Origin of the sequence: Variovorax atrisoli (assembly GCF_014195185.1) — a bacterium.
Classification (GTDB): domain Bacteria; phylum Pseudomonadota; class Gammaproteobacteria; order Burkholderiales; family Burkholderiaceae_C; genus Variovorax; species Variovorax atrisoli.
Map to the genome: position 1 here is coordinate 17,412 of NZ_JACIBG010000012.1, position 23,423 is coordinate 40,834.

At 67.8% G+C, this 23,423-nt stretch carries 20 protein-coding genes; 11 read left to right on the plus strand and 9 right to left on the minus strand.

Features of this window, described 5'->3' with window-relative positions:
- The first annotated feature begins 5 nt into the window (after positions 1–5).
- From coaE to FHY06_RS31390, 5 genes are all read left to right on the plus strand, one after another.
- Complete coding sequence (gene coaE / locus FHY06_RS31370; RefSeq protein ID WP_019656538.1) at positions 6–617, plus strand: dephospho-CoA kinase; 612 nt, start codon at positions 6–8, stop codon at positions 615–617.
- Between the two features lie 69 nt (positions 618–686).
- A complete protein-coding gene (locus FHY06_RS31375) occupies positions 687–2,180 on the plus strand; it encodes an MBOAT family O-acyltransferase (RefSeq protein WP_184607376.1) in 1,494 nt (497 codons plus the stop codon).
- 161 nt (positions 2,181–2,341) lie between these two features.
- On the plus strand, positions 2,342–3,376 hold the full coding sequence (locus FHY06_RS31380; RefSeq protein ID WP_019656536.1) for a hypothetical protein: 1,035 nt from the start codon (positions 2,342–2,344) through the stop codon (positions 3,374–3,376).
- Between the two features lie 30 nt (positions 3,377–3,406).
- Positions 3,407–4,162, plus strand: a complete 756-nt coding sequence (gene zapD / locus FHY06_RS31385; protein WP_019656535.1) for a cell division protein ZapD — start codon at positions 3,407–3,409, stop codon at positions 4,160–4,162.
- A complete protein-coding gene (locus FHY06_RS31390; protein ID WP_019656534.1) occupies positions 4,159–4,371 on the plus strand; it encodes a DNA gyrase inhibitor YacG in 213 nt (70 codons plus the stop codon). Before zapD ends, FHY06_RS31390 begins: the two co-directional genes overlap by 4 nt.
- A gap of 55 nt (positions 4,372–4,426) precedes the next feature.
- Here FHY06_RS31390 and FHY06_RS31395 read toward each other — a convergent pair whose 3' ends face one another.
- The 6 genes from FHY06_RS31395 to secA form a co-directional block, all read right to left on the minus strand.
- The gene (locus FHY06_RS31395) at positions 4,427–6,406 is read right to left on the minus strand and encodes an acyltransferase family protein (RefSeq protein WP_184607377.1); all 1,980 of its coding nucleotides are present in this window, start codon (positions 6,404–6,406) and stop codon (positions 4,427–4,429) included.
- 44 nt (positions 6,407–6,450) lie between these two features.
- Complete coding sequence (locus tag FHY06_RS31400) at positions 6,451–8,418, minus strand: acyltransferase family protein (protein ID WP_184607378.1); 1,968 nt, start codon at positions 8,416–8,418, stop codon at positions 6,451–6,453.
- 7 nt (positions 8,419–8,425) lie between these two features.
- Entirely contained in the window at positions 8,426–8,887 is a 462-nt protein-coding gene (locus FHY06_RS31405) for an NUDIX domain-containing protein (protein ID WP_184607379.1), read from the minus strand.
- Positions 8,884–9,759 carry an ATP-binding protein gene (locus tag FHY06_RS31410; protein ID WP_019656530.1) on the minus strand — a complete coding sequence of 292 codons (876 nt, stop codon included), beginning with the start codon at positions 9,757–9,759 and terminating at the stop codon, positions 8,884–8,886. The genes FHY06_RS31405 and FHY06_RS31410 overlap by 4 nt, the downstream gene beginning before the upstream one ends.
- An 82-nt stretch (positions 9,760–9,841) precedes the next feature.
- Positions 9,842–11,071, minus strand: a complete 1,230-nt coding sequence (argJ, locus tag FHY06_RS31415; protein ID WP_019656529.1) for a bifunctional glutamate N-acetyltransferase/amino-acid acetyltransferase ArgJ — start codon at positions 11,069–11,071, stop codon at positions 9,842–9,844.
- Positions 11,072–11,236: 165 nt separating this feature from the next.
- On the minus strand, positions 11,237–14,014 hold the full coding sequence (gene secA, locus FHY06_RS31420) for a preprotein translocase subunit SecA (protein ID WP_019656528.1): 2,778 nt from the start codon (positions 14,012–14,014) through the stop codon (positions 11,237–11,239).
- A 173-nt stretch (positions 14,015–14,187) separates the two neighbouring features.
- Between secA and FHY06_RS31425 the strand changes: the two genes are divergently transcribed.
- The 4 genes from FHY06_RS31425 (at position 14,188) to FHY06_RS31440 (ending at position 18,141) form a co-directional block, all read left to right on the plus strand.
- Positions 14,188–14,496, plus strand: coding sequence for a hypothetical protein (locus FHY06_RS31425; RefSeq protein WP_019656527.1), 309 nt, complete (start codon positions 14,188–14,190; stop codon positions 14,494–14,496).
- Between the two features lie 56 nt (positions 14,497–14,552).
- Positions 14,553–15,539 (plus strand): ornithine cyclodeaminase family protein, encoded by a 987-nt coding sequence (locus tag FHY06_RS31430; protein WP_184607380.1) that lies wholly within the window; start codon positions 14,553–14,555, stop codon positions 15,537–15,539.
- Complete coding sequence (locus FHY06_RS31435; protein ID WP_184607381.1) at positions 15,536–15,796, plus strand: hypothetical protein; 261 nt, start codon at positions 15,536–15,538, stop codon at positions 15,794–15,796. Before FHY06_RS31430 ends, FHY06_RS31435 begins: the two co-directional genes overlap by 4 nt.
- Before the next feature lie 347 nt (positions 15,797–16,143).
- Positions 16,144–18,141 carry a YadA family autotransporter adhesin gene (locus FHY06_RS31440; RefSeq protein ID WP_184607382.1) on the plus strand — a complete coding sequence of 666 codons (1,998 nt, stop codon included), beginning with the start codon at positions 16,144–16,146 and terminating at the stop codon, positions 18,139–18,141.
- A gap of 108 nt (positions 18,142–18,249) precedes the next feature.
- Here FHY06_RS31440 and FHY06_RS31445 read toward each other — a convergent pair whose 3' ends face one another.
- Positions 18,250–19,395: a threonine synthase gene (locus tag FHY06_RS31445; protein ID WP_184607383.1), complete on the minus strand. Its 1,146-nt coding sequence runs from the start codon at positions 19,393–19,395 to the stop codon at positions 18,250–18,252.
- Positions 19,396–19,512: 117 nt separating this feature from the next.
- Here FHY06_RS31445 and FHY06_RS31450 point away from each other — a divergent pair, with 117 nt between their 5' ends.
- Entirely contained in the window at positions 19,513–20,142 is a 630-nt protein-coding gene (locus tag FHY06_RS31450; protein ID WP_132799312.1) for a helix-turn-helix transcriptional regulator, read from the plus strand.
- Positions 20,143–20,158: 16 nt separating this feature from the next.
- On the opposite strand, the gene FHY06_RS31455 is transcribed toward FHY06_RS31450, so the two are convergent.
- Together FHY06_RS31455 and FHY06_RS31460 are read right to left on the minus strand one after the other, a co-directional pair.
- Positions 20,159–21,151, minus strand: coding sequence for a Bug family tripartite tricarboxylate transporter substrate binding protein (locus tag FHY06_RS31455; RefSeq protein WP_019656523.1), 993 nt, complete (start codon positions 21,149–21,151; stop codon positions 20,159–20,161).
- A gap of 19 nt (positions 21,152–21,170) precedes the next feature.
- Complete coding sequence (locus FHY06_RS31460) at positions 21,171–22,403, minus strand: threonine synthase (protein WP_184607384.1); 1,233 nt, start codon at positions 22,401–22,403, stop codon at positions 21,171–21,173.
- A gap of 95 nt (positions 22,404–22,498) precedes the next feature.
- Here FHY06_RS31460 and FHY06_RS31465 point away from each other — a divergent pair, with 95 nt between their 5' ends.
- Positions 22,499–23,419 (plus strand): LysR substrate-binding domain-containing protein, encoded by a 921-nt coding sequence (locus FHY06_RS31465; protein ID WP_019656521.1) that lies wholly within the window; start codon positions 22,499–22,501, stop codon positions 23,417–23,419.
- Positions 23,420–23,423 lie beyond the last annotated feature (4 nt).

A 23,423-nucleotide genomic window follows, 5' to 3' on the forward strand; every position in this document is an offset into this window, starting at 1 on the left:
TCCGCATGGTGGTGCGGCGCATCGGCCTGACGGGCGGTATCGGCAGCGGCAAGAGCACCGTCGCCGGCCTTCTGGTGGCCCAGGGAGCGGTTCTCGTGGACACGGACGCCATCGCGCGGTCCATCGCGCTGCCGGGCGGCATCGCGATGCCCGCGCTGGAGGCCGCCTTCGGCCCTGGCGTCATCGACGCGGCCGGCGGCCTGGACCGTGCCGCCATGCGCCAGATCGTGTTCGCGGACGCAGGCGCCAAGGCCCGGCTCGAATCCATCCTCCATCCGCTGATCGGAGCCGAAACCCAGCGGCAGGCCGCGGCCGCTGGCGAGGATGCGGTCGTCGTGTTCGACGTTCCCCTGCTGGTCGAATCTGGGCGCTGGCGCGCCATCGTCGACCGGGTGCTGGTGGTCGACGCCACCGAGGAAACGCAGTTGAAACGCGTCGTTGCACGCTCCGGCTGGGCGCCGGAGGCGGTCAAGGCGGTGATCGCGCAGCAGGCCACCCGACGGGCGCGCCGGGCGGCGGCGGATGCCGTGATCTACAACGAGTCCCTGACCCTGGAGGAACTCGCTCAGGAGGTCCGGGGTTTCTGGGAAAGGTGGGCTAAGTCGGGCACGCGATAATTTGGGGTTGACGCCGCGACGGCAAAAGGACGATCACGTCAAACGGCGCATGCCCAAGCGCCCCTCACGATGCTTTTCAATTCGTACCCCTTCATCTTCGTTTTCTTCCCGCTGGTCCTGATCGGCTTCTTCCTGATCGGTGCGCGCAGCCCCCGGTCGGCGGCGGGGTTCCTGGCACTGGCCTCCCTCTTCTTCTATGGCTGGTGGAGCGTCAAGGCGCTTCCGCTGCTGCTGGGGTCGATCTGCGTCAACTACTGGTTCGGGCTCCGGCTCACCCCCTCGCCCAGCCGCGAGGACAAGTACCGCAAGACGCTGCTGATCGTCGCGCTGGTGGTCAACCTCGGGGTGCTGGCGGTCTTCAAGTACGCCAACTTCTTCCTCGAGAACATCGATGCCGGGTTGGCCGCTGCGGGCCTGCCGCAGATCGACCTGGTGCACATCGTCCTGCCGATCGGCATCTCGTTCTATACCTTCACCCAGATCGCTTTCCTGGTCGACTGCTGGCAGGGCAAGGTGCACGAGCGCAGCTTCATCCACTACGTGCTGTTCGTGACCTACTTCCCGCACCTGATCGCGGGCCCCGTGCTGCATCACGCGCAGATGATGCCGCAGTTCAACAACCCGGCCACCTACCGGATCAACGCCAACAACATCGCGCTGGGCCTGGGCATCTTCGTCTTCGGCCTGGGCAAGAAGATGCTGATCGCCGACCCGATGGGCCAGTACGCCGACATGATGTTCAAGGGCGTGCACGAAGGCGTGATGCCTTCCCTGTACACGGCGTGGTTCGGGGTGCTGGCGTACACGATGCAGATCTACTTCGACTTCTCGGGCTACTCCGACATGGCCGTGGGCCTGTCGCTGTGCGTCGGGGTGCAGCTGCCGCTCAACTTCCGCTCGCCCTACAAGTCGACCAACATGATCGAGTTCTGGCGGCGCTGGCACATCTCGCTTTCGACCTTCCTGCGCGACTACCTCTACGTGCCGCTGGGTGGCAACCGCAAGGGCCCGGCGCGGCGCTACATCAACCTGTTCCTGACGATGCTGCTGGGCGGCCTGTGGCACGGCGCCGCCTGGACCTTCGTGATCTGGGGCGCGCTGCACGGCTTCTACCTGATGGTCAACCACTTCTGGAACGCCAAGGTGCGGCGCGGCAGGACCGAGACCACCTGGTACGGCCGCGTGGTCGGATGGTTCATCACCTTCGTCTGCGTGATGATCGCCTGGGTGGTGTTCCGCGCCGACAGCATGTCGGCCGCCATCGAGATCTACAAGGGCATGCTGGGCATGCACGGTGCCCCCGTGTCGGCCTTCAGCGAATTCCGCGTGCCGTTCCGCAAGCCCGAGTTCTTCCAGACCCTGCTCGTGGCCATCGTGATCTGCCTGGCGCTGCCGCCCACGATCACGCTCGACCGCTGGATTCCTGCGGTCGCAGGCCTGGCCGGTCGCCCGCGCCTGCAGCGCCTGGCCACCTGGGTCACCGGCCTGGGCTGCGTCTACCTGTTTGGCCTGTGCGTGTCGAAGTTCGGCAGCTACAGCCCCTTCCTCTATTTCCAGTTCTGAAATGAAACTCCCCCAGGCTTCGCGCAATTCGTGTCGCTTCTCCAACCCCCTCGCCGGGGGCGACGCCGGTGGCCCGGCAAAGCCGGTTCCACGGCGTCCCGCGAGTGGAGCGCGCTCGATTCATGCAGCGCAGATCAGGCGGAGCGCGGTGGGGGGCTGAGATGGAAGACACGAAATCGGCCAAGACCTGGCTTCGCATCTTCGCCGCGGGCTACCTGGTGTGCTGCGCCTTGCTGCTCGTCAGCCTGCTCACGCCCATTCCGTACGGCGACCTGACCCGCATCGGGCGCATTTCCGAGCGCGAGTTCGGCTGGCACGAGCCGCCGCCGCCCATTCCCGACGCCGACGTCAAGACCTGGCCCATCACCGAATCCGACATCCTGGTGATCGGCGACAGCTTCTCGGTGCGCTACGCCTGGCAGTCGAAGCTCGTGGGTGCGGGCTACAAGGTCACCACCACGCACTGGGACAACCTGGGCGGCGTGCTCTGCGACGACTTCTCGGGCTGGCTCCAGAAGTCGGGCTTCAAGGGCAAGGTGGTGATCGTCGAGAGCATCGAGCGGCTGCTTTCCGACCGCATCGAGAAGTCCGAGTCGTGCAGGACCATGAAGCACGCGTTCAAGCCGACGCCGCCGCCCTTCGAGAACCCGTCCAGGCCCGCACCCGGCTTCCAGCTCAACTGGGACGCGCAGCTGCTCAGCGGCTGGCTGACCTACAAGAACACGAAGGAGATCCTGGCCTCCGACAGCTGGACCAACACGCCCGAGCGCTGGGGCCCGCTGATCGACGCGCGCGTGGTGCCCGACGGCTGCAAGCAGTTCAGCCATCGCGCCTGCGACAAGCTGCTGATGACCGCCGAGGACCGCGTCAATCCGGCGCTGACGGCCGAATCCGCGAAGTTCATGAAGCGCTTCGAGAGCACCGCAGCGCCCTACAAGGTGGTGTGGATGGTCGTGCCCAACAAGACCAGCGTGTATTTGCAACAAAACCATGCCGACGAGTTCCGGGCTGCGTTCAACCCGCAAAATATCGGACCGGACCTGTTCGCGCTGGCGGAACAGAATCGCTTCAAGATGAAGGATCTTTTTCCTGCCAACGAGACACATGTGTCGACCCGGGGTTACATTCTTTTCGGGGAGCGTATGCTGGAGGCTGTGCGCGAGGTGTTCCCGCCACCGGCCCCCAAGACGCAATGAGCCCGAACCCGACGTGAAAAACCGATACGCGTGATCCTCTACGAGTACCCCTTCAACGAGCGCATCCGCACGTACCTGCGGCTCGAGCACCTGTTCCGCCGCCTCGGCGAGCTGGTGCCGGCCGAATCTCCCCTGTCGCACCACTACGCCCTGGTCACGATCTTCGAGATCATGGACGTCGCTGCGCGCGCCGACCTCAAGGCCGACGTGCTGCGCGACCTGGACAAGCACAAGAACGTCTTCAACGGCTACCGGGGCAATCCGGCGATCGCCGAGGCCGTGCTCGACCAGGTCATCGGCCAGCTCGAAGGCAACTTCGCCGCCCTCAACAGCGTCGCCGGCAAGGCCGGCCAGGCGCTGACCGAGAACGAGTGGCTCATGAGCATCCGCAGCCGCGCCGGCATTCCGGGCGGCACCTGCGAATTCGACCTGCCTGCCTACTACGCCTGGCAGCACCGCCCCGCCGCCAGCCGGCGCGCCGACCTGGAGCGCTGGTCGAACACGCTGTCGCCCCTGGCCTCGTCGATCTACCTGCTGCTCAAGCTGCTGCGCGACGCCGACGTGCCCTACAAGGTGATCGCGGTCAACGGCCAGTTCCAGCAGAACCTGCCCCAGGGCCGCAGCTTCCAGCTGCTGCGCCTGCGCATCGACCCCAAGCTGGGGCTCATTCCTGAAATCAGCGGCAACCGCCTCATGGTCTCGGTGCGCCTCATGCGCCACGACAAGGACGACCGCCTGCAACAGAGCTCGGAAGACGCGCCCTTCGAGCTTACCCTCTGCGCATGACCGTCGGCGTGAACGAAAGGGGCGAGCGCATCGTGCGTTGCCCGACCTGCGGCGGCGACAGCATCTACGCTCCCAGCAATGCCTACCGGCCCTTCTGCAGCGCGCGCTGCAAGGGCATCGACCTGGGCGCCTGGGCCAGCGAGGAATTCCGCATGCCGGCCGAAGCGCCGCCGGACGACGAGCCTTTCGGCGATCCCAAGATCCAGTAAGCAGAGAGAAATGGCGGACCGGCAGGCCGATGAGGCCGTACGGTGCAGCGGCTGGTTATTTGCCGGCCACGCCATCGTCCAGCAGCGCCGGATCGATGTACGTCGCGAAGCTGCGCGCATAGCGCGGCCTCAGGTGGCCGATGTCCTTGTAGGCCGGCGAACCGTCGTCGGGCATGCTGCGGATGCATTCGCCGCCAGCGCACAGGCTGGCGAAGGGCTCTATGACCCGCGCGCCATTGGCCTCGGCCACCTGCTTCAGGCGCGCATTGAACTGCGCCTGGTCCTGCGGCATCGGTGCCCTGAGCTGTCCGGATTCCGCTGTCATGCGTCCCAGGCGGCTTCCCTCGATCTGCCGCAGCGGATCGAAATCCATTCCTACCGGGTTGCCGAGCACCAGGTAGACCGGCTTGACCGCCGACAGCCGCTTCAGCACCTCGCCCAGCGACCTGAGCGACTGCTCGATCCCGTCGCCGCCGATGAACGGGTGCACGGCCTTGCGGTCGTCGACGAAGTAGTTCACCGTCGGACCGGCGCCGGTGAAGTAGCAGCTCCAGCACGCACCCAGCACGACCGAGTCGATCTCGGGCTTGAGCGCCAGCTCGAGCACCGCGGTGCGCCGCTCGTCGCAGCCGGTGTCCAGGCCGCTGAACAGGCCCGGCACCGGCGGGCACGAGCCCTTGGTCGCGAAGTAGATGGTGCGCGCCTTGTCGGGCTGCGTACGCACCAGCTCGAGCGCGCGGGGGGCGTACTGCTCGACGTGGCTGTCGCCGATCAGCAGCACGTTGCGCTTGCCGCTGCCGGCACGATAGACGAACTGGTCGCCCAGCGCGGCTTCCTCGAAGCCGTCGTAGTAGTTGTCCTCGCGGGTCGCGTCGGCCACCGCCTGCAGGGCCGGGCTGTCGTGGCGCGGTGTCGGCGTGCCCAGGAAAACAATGACGCCGGCCAGCGCCAGCGCCGCGCCCGCACCCGCCAGCCCGCGCAGCATCGCCTGCGAGAGGTGCAGCTTGACGAAGCGCTCCAGGAAGCGATACGTGGCCCAGGCCAGCACGATCGAGGCCACCACCAGCACGATGCGCAACTGCAGCGGCGGCTCGCCGCCGGTCACGATGCGCGCGTAGGACAGCAGCGGCCAATGCCAAAGGTAAAGCGGATAGCTGACGAGGCCGATCCACACCATCACCCGGTTCGACAGCAGGTACTTGTTCAGCACCCCGCCCGGCCCCGCCGCGATGCAGCTCGCCGCGCCGAGTACCGGCAGCAGCGCCCACCAGCCCGGGAACGCCTTCGTGCTGCGCGTCATGAAGAGGCCGAGCACGATCAGCGCGATGCCGACGATCGACTGCAGGTGCTTCTTCCACACGCGGCCGCCCGCCTGCCCCTGGCCGGCCGCCGCGGCGGCCTGCAGCTGCATGACCGCCAGCAGCCCGCCCGCCATCAGCTCCCAGGCGCGCGACAGCGGCGAATAGAAGGCGGCAGCGCGGTGCGGCTGCACCGTCAGCACGTTGACGAGGAAGGAAACCGTCGCCACCGCCAGCGTCACGCGCAGGATCGGCCAGCGCTTGCGCCAGGCCAGCCCCAGCAGCAGGGGCCAGAAGATGTAGAACTGCTCCTCGATGCCCAGCGACCACAGGTGCAGCAGCGGCTTGGTCTCGGCCGTGGCGTCGAAGTAGCCGGCCTCGCCCAGGAAGACGAGGTTGGCGAAGAAGGCGGCGCCGCCCGTCGTCTGCTTGCCCAGCTGCGAGAACTCGCCCGGCAGAAGCACGTACCAGCCGAAGGCCAGCGTCGCCAGCAGCACAAGCACCAGCGCCGGGAAGATCCGCCGGATGCGGCGCGCATAGAAGTCGCGGTAGCTGAAGTCGCCCGCCGCCAGGCTCTGCAGGAGGATGGTCGTGATCAGGAAGCCCGAGATCACGAAGAAGATGTCGACGCCGATGAAGCCGCCCGGCAGCAGGCTCGGGAAGGCGTGGTACGCCAGCACCGAGCCGACCGCGATGGCTCGCAGGCCGTCGATGTCCGGGCGGTACTTGGGATGCATGGTCGCTGGGTCTTCTTCGATCGGTCGGTCGGCTGCTGGGCCGATCAGCGCGACGGCTGCTGCGCCGGGGCGCTGCGCACGGTGCGGTCGAAGTAGCTCGCCTCTTCGCGCGCGTAGCGCGGCCGCAGGTGGTCGGCGTCCTTGTAGGCAGGCGCGCCGTCGGGCAGCGTGACCAGGCAATGGCTGCCGTCCTTGCACAGCACCGCCATCGCATCGATGGGCTCCGCGCCGCTCGCCTCGGCGATGGCGCGCAGCCTGTCGTTGAGCGCCTTCTGGTCGGCCGGCAGCGGCGCGGTCGGCGCGGAGGTCATGGCTTCCATGTGAGTGAGGCGGCTGCCTTCGATCAGGCGCTTGGGCGTGAACTCGGGGCCGCCGGGGTTGTCGAGCAGCAGGAAGACCTTCTTGTGCCGTGCCAGCTCGCGCAGCGTGGCTTCCAGCGAGGCCAGCGAGCGCTCGATGCCGTCGCCGCCCTGGAACGGATGGACCTTGTTGTCGGGTCCGCGGAAGTAGTACTCCAGCGCGCCGTGGCCGACGAAGTAGCAGTTCCAGCAGCCGCCGATCACCACCGAGTCGACCTCGGGCGTCAGGGCATAGGCCAGCATCGCGTCGCGCCGCTCGGCGCAGCCGATGTTCTTGTCGGCCTGCACGCCCGGCACCGCGGGGCAGGCGCCCTGGGTCACGAACCAGGCCGACTTGTCGGGCATCGACAGCGTGCGGGACAGCTCCATGATGCGCGGCGCGTACTGCTGCACGTGGCTGTCGCCCACGAAGAGCACGCGCTTCGGGCCGCCGCCGGTCTTGTAGACCAGCTGCTCGCCGATCTGGTCGAGCTTGAAGCCGGCGTAGTAGTCGGCGTCCAGCGTGGCGTTGGCGACGATCTGCAGCCGCTCGCTGTCGTTGCGGGGTCCGGGCACGCCGAAGAAGATCGCGGTGCCCAGCGCGGCGATCAGCACCATGCCCGCGCCCAGCGCCTTGAGGACGCCCGTGCCCGAGCGGCTTCGGGTATGCCGCTCCACGAACCGGTAGGTGGCCCAGGCCAGCAGCACGGCGGCCACCATCGCACAGGCGCGGTAGACCGGCGAGGGATGCAGCGGGTCGGCCTCGACGATGCGCACGAAGGCCAGCAGCGGCCAGTGCCACAGGTACAGCGGATAGCTGATGAGGCCGATCCACACCATCACCCGGTTCGACAGCAGGTGCTTGTTGAGCACGCCGTTCGGCCCGGCGGCGATGCAGCTCACCGCGCCCAGCGTAGGCAGCAGCGCCCACCAGCCCGGGAAGGACTTGTTGCTGCGGATCATCACCAGCCCCAGGACGATCAGCCCCACGCCCAGCACCGACTGCAGGTGGCTGCGCCACGCGCTCGGCGCCGGCGGCTTCAGCCGCATGCAGGCCAGGATGCCGCCCACCATCAGCTCCCAGAAACGGGAAGCCGGCGAGTAGAACGACGCTGCCGGCAGCGGATGCACCGTGGTCACGTTCACCAGGAACGAGACCGCCGCCACCGCCAGCACCACGCGCACGATCGGCCAGCCCTTGCGCCAGGCGAGCCCCAGCAGCAGGGGCCAGAAGATGTAGAACTGCTCCTCGATGCCCAGCGACCACAGGTGCAGCAGCGGCTTGGTCTCGGCCGCCGTGTCGAAGTAGCCCGACTCGCCCCAGAACACGAAGTTGGCGACGAAGGCGGCGCCGCCCACGGTCTGCTTGCCGAGCTCGGCGAACTCGTCGGACAGCAGCAGGTACCAGCCCGCGCACAGCGTGGCGAACAGGACCACGATCAGCGCCGGGAAGATCCGCCGGATACGCCGCGCGTAGAAGTCGCGGTAGCTGAAGTCGCCCGCCGCGAGGCTCTGGAGAATGATGGTCGTGATCAGGAAGCCCGAGATCACGAAGAAGATGTCGACCCCGATGAAGCCGCCCATCAGCGCCGTCGGGAAGGCGTGGTAGACCAGTACCGAGCCCACGGCGATTGCCCGCAGGCCGTCGATGTCCGGACGGTACTTGGGATGCATCAAGCGATCAGCTGGCCGGCGCGTCGGCAGGCGCGACCACCGGCGGCGCCACGAACGGCAGGCCGCGCTCTTCCGACAGCCACTGCAGCACCGGGAACGCGCCCGGCAGCACCGGCGCCACGTCCAGCGGCAACTGCTGCCAGGCCATGCGCTGGCCTTCGCGCATCTCGAACTCGCCGCTCCAGGCCGTGACCTTGCACCAGTGCAGACGCACCAGCGCGTGCTTATAGTCGTGCTCGGTCACCTTCCAGACCTCGGCGCCGTCGATGGTGATGCCGAGCTCTTCCTGCAGCTCACGCCGCAGCGCCTCCTCGACCGTCTCGCCCGCCTCGATCTTGCCGCCGGGAAACTCCCAGAAGCCCGCGTAGGCCTTGCCCTCGGGCCGGGTGGAAAGCAGCAGCGCATCGTCGGACAGGCGGATCAGCACGCCGACCGCGACCTCCGTGTGCTTGCGGGCCTGTTCGCTCACGCCTTGCTCCGCCCCGCGTAGTCGCGCGCGAACTGGTAGGCCACGCGGCCGCTGCGCGAGCCGCGCTCCAGCGCCCACACGAGCGCCTCGGGCCGCGCCGCCGCGATGGTGGCGTCGTCCATGCCGAACGACGAGAGCCACTGGCCCACGATCGTCAGGTATTCGTTCTGGCTGAAGGGATAGAAGCTCACCCAGAGGCCGAAGCGCTCCGACAGCGAGATCTTTTCCTCGATCACCTCGCCGGGGTGGACTTCGCCGTCCTCGGTGTGGGTGTACGAGAGGTTGTCCTTCATGTACTCGGGCAGCAGGTGGCGCCGGTTGCTGGTCGCGTAGATCAGCACGTTGGGCGTCGAGGCCGCGATGGAGCCGTCTAGGATCGACTTCAGCGCCTTGTAGCCCGGCTCGCCCTCGTCGAAGCTCAGGTCGTCGCTGAACACGATGAATTTCTCGGGCCGCTGCGAGACCACCTCGACGATGTCGGGCAGGTCGGTGAGCTCGGCCTTGTCCACCTCGATCAGGCGCAGCCCCTGCGGCGCGTAGGTCTGCAGGCAGGCGCGGATCAGCGACGACTTGCCCGTGCCGCGCGCGCCCGTCAGCAGCACGTTGTTGGCCGGCTTGCCCTCGACGAACTGCTGCGTGTTGCGCGCGATCTTTTCCTTCTGGACGTCGATTTCCTTCAGCGAATCGAGCGACATCGCCGCCACGTGCTTCACGGGCTCGAGCACGCCGTGGCCCGAACTGCGGCGGCGATAGCGCCAGGCGATGGACGCGTTCCAGTCGGCGGGCTCCGCCAGCGGTTGCGGGAGGATCGATTCGATGCGGGTGATGAGCTGCTCGGCGCGTTCGATCAGCCGTTGGAACTGCTCGTTCATCTGCGCCCGCCCGACCGCCCGAAGGGCGTAGAGCGCCCCCTCGGGGGGCAGCGACGACACGAAGTGCGGAGCGTGGGGGTCATCAGGATCTGTAGTCGGCGTTGATCGTCACGTATTCGTGGCTGAAGTCGCAGGTCCACACGGTTTCGCTGGCCTTGCCGCGGCCCAGGCCGATGCGCACCGTGATCTCGCTCTGCTTCATCACGCGCTGGCCGTCCTCCTCGCGGTACGACGGGTTGCGCCCGCCCTTGACGGCCACGTGCACGTCGTCGAGGAACAGGTCGATACCGGTCTGGTCGAGATCGGCGATGCCCGCGTAGCCCACGGCCGCCAGGATGCGGCCCAGGTTCGGGTCGCTGGCGTAGAAGGCCGTCTTGACCAGCGGCGAATGCGCCACGGCATAGGCCACCTGCCTGCACTCGGCGGCGTCCTTGCCGCCTTCGACCTGCACGGTGATGAACTTGGTCGCGCCCTCGCCGTCGCGCACGATGGCCTGCGCCAGCTTGCGGGCGACCTCCTGCATGGCGGCCACGAGGGCCTTGCCGTCGGCGGAGTCGAGCGAGGTGATGGCCGCGTGGGCGGCCTTCTGGGTCGCGATGACCACGAACGAGTCGTTCGTGGAGGTGTCGCCGTCGATGGTCACGCGGTTGAACGAGGCGTCGGCCAGTTGCTTCGCCAGCGGCTGGATCAGCGAGGGATCGATCTTCGCGTCGGTCGCCAGGAAGCCCAGCATGGTCGCCATGTTCGGGCGGATCATGCCGGCGCCCTTGCTGATGCCGGTGATGGTGACGGTGGCGCCGCCGACCTGCACCCGCTGGCTGAATGCCTTCGGAATCGTGTCGGTGGTCATGATGCCTTCGGCCGCGCGCGCCCAGTTGTCCTCCCTGGCGTCGGCCAGGGCGGCGGGAAGGCCGGCCTCGATGCGGTCGACGGGCAGCGGCTCCATGATCACGCCGGTGGAGAACGGCAGGATCTGCTCGGGCGAGATCTCCAGCTTGCGCGCCAGCGCGATGCAGGTGGAGCGGGTGCGCATCAGTCCGTCTTCACCGGTGCCTGCATTGGCGTTGCCGGTGTTGATGACCATCGCGCGGATGCCGTGGTTCGCGGCCAGGTGGTCGCGGCAGACCTGCACCGGCGCGGCGCAGAAGCGGTTCTGCGTGAACACGCCGCCGACGGCCGAGCCCTCGTCGATCAGCACGACCGTCAGGTCCTTGCGATTGGCCTTGCGCACGCCGGCTTCGGCCACGCCGATGCGGACGCCGGGCACCGCGAACAGGGCGGCAGGATCGGGAGCGGACAGGTTCACGGGCATGGCACTTATTCCTTCTGGCGTATCAATCTTTCATCGGCACCGACACGACGCACTCTTCGTCGCCCGGGATACCGCGGAGCCGGCCTTGCCGGTCCGCCGGCATCGCCCCCCGCGAGGGGCCGGCGGCCACACGGAGTGCGGCGCGCCTGCGGGAGTATCCCTACTTCAGGTGAGCTTGCCGTGGCACTGCTTGTACTTCTTGCCGCTGCCGCAGGGGCAGGGGTCGTTGCGGCCGACGCGGGCGAAGGCGGCGGCACCCGCGGCAAGCCCGGTGGCGGCGGCGCGGCGCTGGCTCTCCTCGTCGACGCGGACTTCGACCTCGCCCGTCTCGGTCGGCGCCGAGTAGGTGATGTTCGAGACGTTCTCGCCGCGGCTCTCCAGCGCTTCGGCAGCCTCCTCGAGCTGCTCGCTCGACTGCACGCGCACCGTCATGAGCTGGCGCGTGACTTCGTTCTTGACCGAATCGAGCAGCTGGCCGAAGAGTTCGAAGGCCTCGCGCTTGTATTCCTGCTTGGGTTGCTTCTGCGCGTAGCCGCGCAGGTGGATGCCCTGGCGCAGGTAGTCGAGCGATGCCAGGTGTTCGCGCCAGTGGGTGTCGATGCTCTGCAGCAGCACCATGCGCTCGAACTGGGTGAAGTTCTCCTGGCCGATCAGCGCGACCTTGGCGTCGAAGGTCTCGTTGGCGGCCTTGAGCACCTTCTCGACGATGTCCTCGTCGGAGACGGCCTCGGAAGCCTCGACCTCCTTCTTGAGCGGCATGTCGATGCCCCACTCGTTGAAGAGCGTCTTCTCCAGGCCTTCGAGGTCCCACTGCTCCTCGACCGACTCGGCCGGCACGTACTGGCGCACGAGGTCGGTGAAGCAGCCTTCGCGCAGCGCGGCGATCTGCGCCGTGAGGTCGCCCGCGTCGAGGATGTCGTTGCGCTGCTGATAGATCACCTTGCGCTGGTCGTTCGACACGTCGTCGTACTCGAGCAGCTGCTTGCGGATGTCGAAGTTGCGCGCCTCGACCTTGCGCTGCGCGCTCTCGATGCTGCGCGTGACGATGCCGGCCTCGATCGCTTCGCCGTCGGGCATCTTCAGGCGGTCCATGATCGCTTTCACGCGGTCGCCCGCGAAGATGCGCATCAGCGGATCGTCCAGGCTCAGGTAGAAGCGCGAGGAGCCGGGGTCGCCCTGGCGGCCCGAACGGCCGCGCAGCTGGTTGTCGATGCGGCGCGACTCGTGGCGTTCGGTGGCGATGATGCGCAGGCCGCCGAGCGACTTCACGAACTCGTGGTCCTTGGTCCACTCGGCGCGGATGTGGGCGATGTCGGCCTGCTTGGCCGCCTCGTCGCGGCCTTCGTCGTTCTCGATGGCCTCGATCATCTTCTCGATGTTGCCGCCCAGCACGATGTCGGTACCGCGGCCGGCCATGTTGGTCGCGATGGTGATCATCTTCGTGCGGCCGGCCTGCGCCACGATGTCGGCCTCGCGCGCATGCTGCTTGGCGTTGAGCACCTGGTGCGGCAGGCCCGCCTGGGTGAGCAGGCCGTCGATGATCTCGGAGTTCTCGATGGACGAAGTGCCCACCAGCACAGGCTGGCCGCGCTCGTAGCACTCGCGGATGTCCTGGATCGCCGCCTCGTACTTCTCCCGCGTGGTCTTGTAGACGCGGTCGAGCTGGTCCTCGCGCTTGCTCGTGCGGTTCGGCGGGATGATGACGGTCTCGAGGCCGTAGATCTCCTGGAACTCATAGGCCTCGGTGTCGGCCGTGCCGGTCATGCCGGCGAGCTTGGAATACAGGCGGAAGTAGTTCTGGAAGGTGATGGAGGCCAGCGTCTGGTTCTCGGCCTGGATCTCCACGCCTTCCTTGGCTTCCACGGCCTGGTGCAGGCCGTCGCTCCAGCGGCGGCCGCTCATGAGGCGGCCGGTGAACTCGTCGACGATCACCACCTCGCCCTGCTGCACCACGTAGTGCTGGTCGCGGTGGTAGAGGTGACGGGCGCGTAGCGCCGCGTTCAGGTGGTGCATCAGCGTGATGTTGGCCGGGTCGTAGAGCGACGCGCCTTCGGGCAGCAGCTTGAATTCGCTCAGCAGGCGCTCGGCGTTCTCGTGGCCGTCCTCGGTCAGGAACACCTGGTGCGTCTTCTCGTCGACCGTGAAGTCGCCGGGCACCGTGACGCCCTCGCCGGTGCGCGGGTCGGCTTCGCCTTCCTGCTTCTTGAGCAGCGGCACGACCTTGTTGATGGCGAGGTAGAGATCGGTGTGGTCTTCGGCCTGGCCGCTGATGATCAGCGGCGTGCGTGCCTCGTCGATCAGGATCGAGTCCACCTCGTCGACGATCGCGTAGTTCAGCCCGCGCTGGACCCGGTCGCCCGGCTCGTAGACCATGTTGTCGCGCAGGTAGTCGAAGCCGTACTCGTTGTTCGTGCCGTAGGTGATGTCGCTGCGGTAGGCGGCCTGCTTCTCCTCGCGCGGCATCTGCGGCAGGTTGATGCCCACCGTCAGGCCGAGGAAGTTGTAGAGGCGGCCCATCCAGGTCGCGTCGCGGTTGGCGAGGTAGTCGTTCACCGTGACCACGTGCACGCCCTTGCCGGACAGCGCATTCAGGTAAACCGGCAGCGTGGCGGTCAGCGTCTTGCCTTCGCCGGTGCGCATTTCGGAGATCTTGCCGTTGTGCAGCGCCATGCCGCCGAGCAGCTGGACGTCGAAGTGGCGCATCTTCATGACGCGCTTGGAGCCCTCGCGCACCGTGGCGAAGGCTTCGGGCAGCAGGGCGTCGAGGGTCTCGCCCTTGGCGATGCGGTCCTTGAACTCCTGGGTCTTGGCGCGCAGTGCGTCGTCGCTGAGCTTCTCGAACGCGGGTTCGAGCGCATTGATGCGTTCCACCGTCTTGCGATACTGCTTGAGCAGCCGATCGTTGCGACTGCCGAAAATCTGGGTCAGGAAGTTGGTTGCCATGGGTGGAGATGGGCGGGCGCCTGATGAGGTACGGCAGGCACTTCGACCGGATTCCCTAAGATATGGTGAAAGCAGTTGGGCGCGCTTTCCATGAAAGCAAGCAGCCTTTTCCCGGCGCAAGCACCGGCAAACCGGGCATTTTAGCTGTCTTGTTTCTAACCCCTGGATTACCGATGTATCGCCGACTTCCCCCCGCCATTTCACTGCAGGAAGCAGCGGAAGGCGCCCCCACGCTGGGCAGCCTGATGGCACGTGCGCGCGACACTGCCGAGCGGCTGAAGGCCGTGGAAGGCCTGATCCCGCCGGCCATGCGCCCGGCCGTGCAGGCCGGGCCGGCCGAGGGCGACGTCTGGTGCCTGCTGGTCAAGGGCAGCGCCGCCGCGGCCAAGCTGCGGCAGCTCTCGCCGATGCTCGTGACCCGCCTGAGAAACCGGGGCTGGGACGTGGCGACGATCCGGATCAAGGTGCACACGGGGCGCTGACCGGATCGCCTCTCGCTGGTTTTGATTTTTTGTCTGGAGATAGATAATATTTCCAGATGACATCCTCCATCGCGCCCGCCGACGCCCGACTCCTGCTGCTCGACAAGAACCAGGTCGACGCCCTCCTCTCCCACGACGACGTGCTCGGTGCCGTCCGCGAGGCCTTCATGCTGCACAGCGACCGCGAGGGCCGCGTATTCCCGGTGGTGCGCGAGGCGCTGGGCACCGGTGGCGTGTTCGGCATCAAGTCCGGCGACGTGCAGGCCCAGGGGCTGCTCGGATTCAAGGCGGCGGGCTTCTGGCCAGCCAATCGGCAACGCGGCGGCGAACCCCATCAGGCGACGATCATGCTGATCGACCCGTCGACAGGCCGGCCGCTGTGCGTCATCGACGGCAACACGGTGACGACGGTTCGCACGGGCGCAGCCGGCGGCCTCGGCCTGCAGCGTCTCGCGCGGGCCGACAGTGCGCGGCTCTGCCTCTTCGGCACCGGCGTGCAGGCGCACATCCAGCTCGAATTCGCGCTACGGCTGATCCCCTCGCTGCGCGAGGTTCTCTATGTGAGTACGAACGGCGGGTGCAACGCCGCCTTCGAAGCCCGCTTCGCCGGCCGCTGCAGCATCGCGCCGGCACACGACCGCAACGCGGCCGTGGCGGGAAGCGACATCGTGATCACGGCCACGCCGGGCGCAGGAGCATTGTTCGAGCTCGATGCCGTACGGCCCGGCACGCACCTGAACTGTGTCGGCGCCGACACCCGCGGCAAGCGGGAGCTGCCGGAAGGCCTGCTGGAACGCGCGCGCCTGTTCGTCGACGACCGCATGCAGGCCCGGCAGATCGGCGAGACGCAGTGGGCGCCCGGCACCGAATGCGTGGAGCTGGGCGACCTGCTCAGCGGCAAGGCTGCCTTCGAGCGGGCGCCGCAAGACATCACCGTCTTCGACATGACGGGCCTCGCGCTGCAGGACCTGACCGTCGCGCGCCTTCTTCATGCGCGCGCTGCCGAGACCCAGACAGGCACGCGCATCGCCTGGCCCTGGTGAAGCTGTTCAAAGGGCGCGCGCAATGCCGCGCCCCGTCTGCAGCGCGTCTGAAAAGCGTGATTTTTGTTGCAGACACAAGAACATTTCGGCCCCTGTGCGCCGACTCCCTCCTGGCATTTTTTGTCATCAATGCGCTGCACGACTGTTTTGACAGCGAGATTCTTCTGAAGAGAAAAATCGAAATCGCGGACTTCTTCTCGCTCAAAAAAAGAAGGCCGCAATCTGGAAATACTTCAAGCGCGGAAGAATGCCATTAATTGACATTAATGGTCATTGTCCGAGCCGATTTCCACCCGATACATTCCGCAGCCTCGAAGTCTTGACGGAGCTTGGCAACGCACCTCTCCGCGAGTTTCATCGCCGAATAAACACAGAGAGGTTGGAATGATTTCACTCGAGCCCTGCAGCTAGCTCACGCCTCGCCACTTGCCCGCTGAAAGGCGCCGGCAAGCAGCCGTCGGCGAGGCCGATTTCCCGAAGCCGGGAAATCCATCTTTCACCCGCAAACCGAATTACGCCCGATTCCGGCACTGGAATCAGGCCGTCTCGTCACGCGCATCGAGTCCGCATTTCCTTTTTGGAAGATCAATTCAAAGAAAAAGCCATGAGCAATTCCTACAGAAACACACGCGCCGGCCGCATGGGCTTCAGGCTGTCAGCCGTCACCGCGGCAGTTCTCGCCAGCGGGCTGCAGTTCTCGCCGCTCGCAGCCAACGCCTCGACCTATGCCCCTGCCAATTGCAACAGCACGGGCACCGCGACCATCGGGCGCGTGACCGTCACCGGCACGAACAGCATGCCGGTCGACGGGACCGGTCCCTGGTCCAACATCACCGGCTGCAACTCGAGCGGCAACAACCTCGAAGGCGTGACGGTGTATGGCAGCTATTCGCAGGGCACGGGAGACGGGTCCACCGCCATCGGCTTCTCCGGCACCGCGGGCAAATGGGCCACCGCGACCGGGCTCTCGAGCAACGCGTCGGGAACCGGGAGCGCCGCCTTCGGCTACGACGCGCAGGCGCAGGGGCTGAACTCGGCCGCGATCGGCGCGGCGTCCACTGCAAACGGCCAAGGTGCCGTGGCCCTGGGCAGCGGCGCCTCCGCGAAGTACGACAACTCCGCCGCCATCGGCGCCGGCAGCACCACCTCCAACTCGCTGGCGAGTCTGCAGGGATCACCCACCTACGCGCCAGCCGCAGGAACCGCCGTCGCAGCCGCGACGCCGGCCGGCGAGCTGTCGGTAGGCAGCAGCGGCAGCGAGCGCAGGGTCACCAATGTCGCCGCCGGCGGCGCCCCGACCGACGCGGTCAACGTCAGCCAGCTCTCGACCGCCACCGCTTCGCTGTCGACCAGCCTGGACACGACCAACGGGACCATCGCGAGCCTGTCCACATCCACGGCAGGCAGCATCGGCAGCCTCTCGACCGGCCTGAACACGACCAACGGCGCTCTCGCAAGCCTGTCGACGTCCACTGCGGCCGGCATCGGAAGCCTCTCCACCGGCCTGTCCACCACCAACGGCAACCTGCGCAGCCTGAGCACCTCGGTCAGCACCATCTACAACACGGGCACCAGGTACTTCCATACCAGGTCGACGGCGGGCGACTCGATGGCCAGCGGCGACAGTTCCGTGGCGATCGGCCCGCAGTCGGAAGCCAGCGGTTCCAACTCCCTTGCGGCCGGCACGGGTGCCAAGGCAGCAGCCAACAGCGCAGTGGCCGTGGGCTCCCACGCCCTCGCGACGGGCGCGAACGCGATCGCCATCGGCACCGGCGCACTGGCCGCGGGCTCGCAGGCCATCGGCGCGGATTCGCGCGCAGGGGGCGGCGGCACCGCTCTGGGCGATGGTGCCGATGCCGGTGGAACCTCGCTGAGCCAGGCGCCGCGGATCGCCAAGGGCACTGCCATCGGCTTCGGCGCGGTGGTGCAGCAGAGCGAGGGCGTGGCGCTGGGCGCCGGCTCGGTGGCCGCCACCGGTGCCGGCGTGGCCGGATACGTGTCTCGCAATGCATCGGCGCAGCATCAGGCTGCCGTGAAGGCGACGACCAGCACGCAGGCGGCGGTCTCGGTCGGCGACGCGTCCGGCGGCCGGCTCCGCCAGATCACCGGCGTGGCTGCCGGCACGGCGGACAGCGATGCGGCGAACGTGGCACAGCTCAAGGCATCCGAAGCCGCCTCGCGGGCCAGCAGCGCGCAGTACGCGACCAACCCCGATGGCTCGGTCGACCACAGCCAGCTCGTGCTGGGCAACGGTCAGGCACCGGGCGGCACGCGCATCTCCAATGTGGCGCCGGGCGTGCTTCCCACCGACGCGGTCAACGTGAACCAGCTCAACCAGCTGCGCAGCCAGGTCGCCGACGTCGCGCGCATCGCCTACACGGGCACGGCAATGGCCATGGCCATGTCGGGCACCTACCTGCCCACGCTCGCCCCGGGCGAGAAGACGGTGGGCGTCGGGGTGGGCAGCTACAAGGGCTACAGCGCCGTGGCGCTCACCTTCAAGGCGCTGGCCGGCGACGGAAGGACGTCCTGGGGCGCGGGCATTTCGACCACCGGCAAGGAATGGGGTTTGAACGCCGGCGTGGGCTGGAAATGGGAATGAGGGCTCGGAGGAAATAGAGCCAATCAGGGAGCGAGCCGGCAACGAATCGGCAAGCAAGAGGATGGCCCCCATGCCGAGTGGCGTGGGGGCCATTTTTTGAAGCGCCCCCTACGCGGCTGCAGCGTCCGCGAAGAGCCCGGTCATGAACTGCGTCGACTTGAGCCCGGTGCCCGTCAGCAGCGCCACCGTCGTCTCCGTGCCTTTGATGTCGCCGCGCTGCGCCAGCACGTCGATGGCCGCCGCGGCGGATGCGGAAGTGGGCTCGGCATAGAGGCCGCAGGCTGCGAGCCGGCGCACCGCCGCCGCGATCTGCTCCTCGGTCAGCGCGACGGTCCTGCCGTTGGTCTCGCGCAGGGCCTGCATGATTTCCGGCAGCCGCACGGGCCGCTTGATCGCCGTGCCTTCGGCGATCGTCGGCTGCACGGCGCGCTCCACCGGGGTGTCGACGCCCGCGGTGAAGCTTGCGTCGATCGGCGAGCAGTTCAGCGGCTGGGCGACGAAGATGCGCGGCAGCTTCGCGATCTGCCCCGCCGCCAGCAGCTCCTTGAAGCCGATCCAGCAGCCGAGCACGTTGCTGCCCGCGCCGGTCGGGATCACGACGTTGTCCGGCGCCTCGAAGCCCAGGTCTTCCCAGAGCTCGTATGCCAGCGTCTTCGTGCCCTGCAGGAAGAACGGATGCCAGTTGTGGCTTGCGTAGAAGATCGACTCCGACTGCCGCACCGCCTCGTGCTCGGACTCCTCGCGCGGCCCGGGCACCAGCTGCACCTCGGCGCCGAAGGCGCGGATCTGCGCCACCTTCGGCGCGGGCGTGTAGCTCGGCGCAAGCACCTTCACCCGCATGCCGGCCGCCGCCCCCGCGGCCGCGATGGCCGCGCCACCGTTGCCCGAGCTGTCCTCCAGCACCGCGTCGACGCCGATCTGGCGCAGGAAGGACATCATCACCGCCGCGCCGCGGTCCTTGAAGCTGCAGGTCGGGTTGAACCACTCGAGCTTGAAGTACGGCTCGAAGCCGCCCCAGCGCTTCTGCACCAGCGGCGTACAGCCCTCGCCCATGCTCGCGGGACGGTCGATGGCCACCGGCAGCGCCGCACGATAGCGCCACAGCGAACGCGTGCGCGAATCGATGTCGTCCCGCCCGATGCCAGGCAGCGGCGTGACCAGCATCGGGTTACCGTCGTCCGAACGCCAACGGCGCTCCGACAGCCCATGGTGCCTGCCGGTGCGAGGGTCGACGTAGCGTGCGCGTTCTGTCATTCGTGGCTCCTGGATCATCAAAGCGAACAGGATTGGATAATACATCCAACACTGTACTTTTTGTACAAATCAGATTGTTCGTCCAGAGCTGGATACGTACCCGATACATTCCCCGGTATGAAGAAGAAGCCGAACAAGCAGATGCTCGACATGCTCAGCAACATCGCCGAGGGCCTGGGCCAGACCTTCGCGCCCTTCTGCGAGGTGGTGGTGCACGACCTGAGCAATCCGAAGAACGCGATCCACGCGATCGAGAACGGCCTGAGCGGCCGCGAGGTCGGCGATTCGGTCACCGAGCTGGGCCTCGCGCGCATCCGCGACCCGGAGTTCCCGGCGGTGATCGCGAACTACGCCAACACCTTTCCCGACGGGCGCAAGGTCAAGAGCACTTCCATCGGCATCAAGGACGAGAGCGGCGAGTACGTGGCCGCGCTGTGCCTGAACGTCGACCTGACGCTGTTCCAGAGCTTCCAGGGCGCGATCTCGCAGTTCATGCGCATCGACGACCAGGAAGTGCACGAGCACCTGGAAGCCGGTGGCGGCAGCCACTCCGACCGCATCCACGCGCGCATCGACGAGTTCGCGGCCGCACGCGCGACCACGCCGCGCTCGCTGAAGCCCGCCGACCGCAAGCAACTGGTGCAGGAGCTGAAGAAGGCGGGAATGCTGGAAGTGCGCCGCGGCGCAGAGATCGCGGCAGCGCACATGGGCGTGTCGCGCGCCACCGTCTACAGCGACGCGAAGTAGCCCGGCAGCCGACCGCCTACTGCGGCTGCAGCCCGATCTCCTGCGCGGCCTTCTGCCAGCGCTCGGCCTCCGAGCGCAGGAAGGCGCGCAGCTCGGTCGGCGTCGATCCCTTCATCTGCACGCCGAGCACCGACAGCCGCTCCTTCACCGAGGGATGCTCCAGCGCAGCGACGGCCTCGCGGCGAAGCTTCTCGATCACGTCCAGCGGCGTGGTGGCCGGCGCCACCAGGGCCCACCACTGGTCGATCTCCAGGCCCCTGAGTCCGCTCTCCGCGAGGGCCGGCACGTTCTGCAGGCCCGGCAGGTTCACGCGCTGCGTGCTCGTCACCAGCAGCGGGCGGATGCGGTTGCCTCCCAGCAGGCTCGAGCCGCTCGCCAGGGTCGCGAAGTGGCCTGCCACCGTGCCGGCCGCCACGTCGGTGAGCGCGGGCGCCGAGCCGCGGTACGGAACCATGTTGAACCTGATCTTCGTGCGGCTCGCCAGCAGCTCGGCCGCCAGGTGGCTCACGGTGCCGGCGCCGCTGTGCGCGATGGCCGGCGGCGCGCCCTTCGCCGCGGCCGCAGCCGCTGTCTTCAGGAAGGTCTTGAAGTCCTTGCTGCCCTCGTCCATGCCCGAGAAGAACACCAGCGGCGAGGTGCCGATCATGGTCACCGGCGTGAAGTCGCGCAGCAGGTCGTAGGGCAGCTTCGCCGTCACCGCCGGCGCGATGGCGTGCGGCAGCTCGACGATGGCAAGCGTGTAGCCGTCGGGCGCGGCCTTGGCCACCGCGTCGGTGCCGATCATGCCGGCGGCGCCGGGCCGGTTGTCCACGATCACCGGGCTGCCGATGGTCTGGCTCATGCGCTGCGCCATGGCGCGGGCGATCGCGTCGGTGCTGCCGCCGGCCGCCCACGGCACGACGAGCTTCACCGGCCTGTCGGGATAGGCCGCCCAAGCCGGGCTGAGAAAAGAAGCGAGCAGGGCTGCAGAGCCGGAGGCCGCGAAGGCCCGGCGATTCATCGTCGGCATGTTCAGTTCCTGGAAGGGTTTACGCGCGATCGGGCCAGCTCGGGTCGCCGGTCGCATTGGCCGTCAGCATCAGCACCACGTGCGCGTCCGCAGCGATGGAGTTGCTTTCCCGCAGTTGGCGCAATGCGGCGAGGCCGCCTGCGGCGCACAGCTCGGCGCTCACGCCGGCTGCCGTGAGCACGCGCCGTGCGGCGCGGGCCTCGTCGTCGTTCACCACCACGGCGCCGCCGCCGGTGGCCGTGGCCGCCTGCCACTGCAGGTAGGTGACGGTGGCACCCGCGGTGGAGAACTGCGCCGTGTGGCCCGGGTAGCTGCCGTTGATGGCGCCGCCCGCGAACACGCGCGCCAGCCGCGGGAACGGCTCCACCAGCCAGAGCTTGGGCAGGCGCGCGATGCGCCCGGCCGCCAGCAGGTCGCGAAAGCCTGCGTAGATGCCCCAGGCGAGGTCGCCGCGCGCGGTCGGGATCACGACGTGGTCGGGCAGGCCGCCCTCGTTCACGCACTCCAGCGCGATCGGCTTGTAGCCCTCGATCGCCAGCGGGGCGCTGCCCAGCGCGGGCAGGCGGTAGTTGGTGAGCGCGAAATAGCCGGGGTGCTGCGAGCGCTCGCGCACGAAGGCCCAGCGGCCGGCGTTGTCGGAGAACACGTAGCGACGTGCGCCCAGCGCGTCGAGCTGCCGCGCGTAGGTGGCCGGCATGCCCTCGTAGGTCGCGACCTCGCAGCCCAGCCCGGCCGCCCAGGCGTAGTGCGCGGCGGAGACGGCCGCGTTGCCCGAGGAGGCCAGCACGAGCGTGTGGGCGTCGAAGTCGAGCGCCTGCGCCACGCCCACCGCGGTCATGCGGTCCTTGTGCGAGCCGGTGGGGTTGCACGACTCGTCCTTGATGGCCAGTCGCGCCACGCCGAACTGGCTGGCCAGCTCGGGCATGTCCTGCAGCGGCGTCTGCCCTTCGCCCAGCGCGAAGCTGGAGGTGTAGGGCATGGGCATCAGCTCGGCGCTGTCGGGCAGGTAGCTGGCGCGCAGGGCCACGTGGATGCCTTCGCGCCTGCATGCCGGGCAGCCGTCGTGCGTCAGCGTGACCGGGTAAAACGCATCGCAGCGCACGCACTGCAGGCCGCGCAGGTTCGGATTGCGCACGGGCTTGGGGGTGCGGTCGCGAACCAGCCCGAGGGGGTGGCCCAGCGCTGCGGAATGGCCTGGCGGATCCTGCGGGAGAGCGGCGAACTTGAAGTCCAGAACGGGCGATGTCGTCACGGGGGTCAGCGTCTGATGAAGTTGTGACTAAATCTTATTCAATCGGAAATAAAATTATGCAGCCCCAGATACTCAACCGATAACAAAACTTATCGATGCGATTCGGCGAAATCGAAACGTTCCGGGCGCTCATGCGCAGCAGCTCCACCCGCAAGGCCGCGGCCCTGCTGCACGTGACGCAGCCCGCCATCAGCCAGTCGCTCAAGCGGCTGGAGGCTCAGGCCGGCATGCTGCTGTTCCAGCGCACCGGCGGGCGGCTGGTGCCGACGCCCGAGGCGCGCGCGCTGTGGGTGGAGGTGGAACGGGTCTTCATCGGCATGGACGCCATCGAGCACCGGATGCGCAGCCTGCGCGACTTCGGCGTGAGCCAGCTCGAGCTCAGCTGCTTTCCGGCCTACGGCCTGGGTTTCATGCCGCGTGCGCTGGCACGGCTGAAGGCCCACCGCGGCGCGAGCCCCTGGCCGCAGGTGTCGCTGCAGGTGCTGAGCTCCAAGGACGTGCGCGACCGCGTGGCCATGGGCATCTCCGACTTCGGGCTGATGGCCGACGAGCTATCCCTCGAAGGCATCGACCATTCCACCTTCTCGCGCTTTCCCGGCGTGGTGGTGATGCCGCAGGGCCACGCGCTGGCGCGCTTCAAGACGATCAAGCCCGAGCAGCTTGCCGAGGCGCCCTTCATCTCTCTGAACCCCGAAGACCCCTCGCACCAGCGGCTCGAGGCCGCGCTGGCGCCCCATGGCGTGGCGCTGCGCGTGCTGGTGCAGACGCCCTACGCGGCCAGCGTGTGCGAGATGGCGCTGCGCGGCCTGGGCGTGGGCCTGGTCAACCCGATCACCGCGCTCGACTACGTGGAGCGCGGCCTGGTGGCGCGGCGGTTCTCGGTCGACGTGTACTTCACCTGCCTTCTCGCGTTGCCCGCGGGCAAGGTGCTTTCGGCCACCGCGCGCGACTTCATCTCGCTCATGCGCCAGCAGCTGGCCGAGGACGAGAAGCGCATCCAGCGCCACCTGCGCTAGGGTG

Bases quoted from the DNA above. Each gene is read 5' to 3' on its own strand.
- coaE (WP_019656538.1), top strand. From the start codon at position 6: ATGGTGGTGCGGCGCATCGGCCTGACGGGCGGTATCGGCAGCGGCAAG.
- FHY06_RS31375 (WP_184607376.1), top strand. From the start codon at position 687: ATGCTTTTCAATTCGTACCCCTTCATCTTCGTTTTCTTCCCGCTGGTC.
- FHY06_RS31380 (WP_019656536.1), top strand. From the start codon at position 2,342: ATGGAAGACACGAAATCGGCCAAGACCTGGCTTCGCATCTTCGCCGCG.
- FHY06_RS31390 (WP_019656534.1), top strand. From the start codon at position 4,159: ATGACCGTCGGCGTGAACGAAAGGGGCGAGCGCATCGTGCGTTGCCCG.
- FHY06_RS31395 (WP_184607377.1), bottom strand. From the start codon at position 6,406: ATGCATCCCAAGTACCGCCCGGACATCGACGGCCTGCGAGCCATCGCG.
- FHY06_RS31400 (WP_184607378.1), bottom strand. From the start codon at position 8,418: ATGCATCCCAAGTACCGTCCGGACATCGACGGCCTGCGGGCAATCGCC.
- FHY06_RS31410 (WP_019656530.1), bottom strand. From the start codon at position 9,759: ATGAACGAGCAGTTCCAACGGCTGATCGAACGCGCCGAGCAGCTCATC.
- argJ (WP_019656529.1), bottom strand. From the start codon at position 11,071: ATGCCCGTGAACCTGTCCGCTCCCGATCCTGCCGCCCTGTTCGCGGTG.
- secA (WP_019656528.1), bottom strand. From the start codon at position 14,014: ATGGCAACCAACTTCCTGACCCAGATTTTCGGCAGTCGCAACGATCGG.
- FHY06_RS31425 (WP_019656527.1), top strand. From the start codon at position 14,188: ATGTATCGCCGACTTCCCCCCGCCATTTCACTGCAGGAAGCAGCGGAA.
- FHY06_RS31430 (WP_184607380.1), top strand. From the start codon at position 14,553: ATGACATCCTCCATCGCGCCCGCCGACGCCCGACTCCTGCTGCTCGAC.
- FHY06_RS31440 (WP_184607382.1), top strand. From the start codon at position 16,144: ATGAGCAATTCCTACAGAAACACACGCGCCGGCCGCATGGGCTTCAGG.
- FHY06_RS31445 (WP_184607383.1), bottom strand. From the start codon at position 19,395: ATGACAGAACGCGCACGCTACGTCGACCCTCGCACCGGCAGGCACCAT.
- FHY06_RS31450 (WP_132799312.1), top strand. From the start codon at position 19,513: ATGAAGAAGAAGCCGAACAAGCAGATGCTCGACATGCTCAGCAACATC.
- FHY06_RS31455 (WP_019656523.1), bottom strand. From the start codon at position 21,151: ATGCCGACGATGAATCGCCGGGCCTTCGCGGCCTCCGGCTCTGCAGCC.
- FHY06_RS31465 (WP_019656521.1), top strand. From the start codon at position 22,499: ATGCGATTCGGCGAAATCGAAACGTTCCGGGCGCTCATGCGCAGCAGC.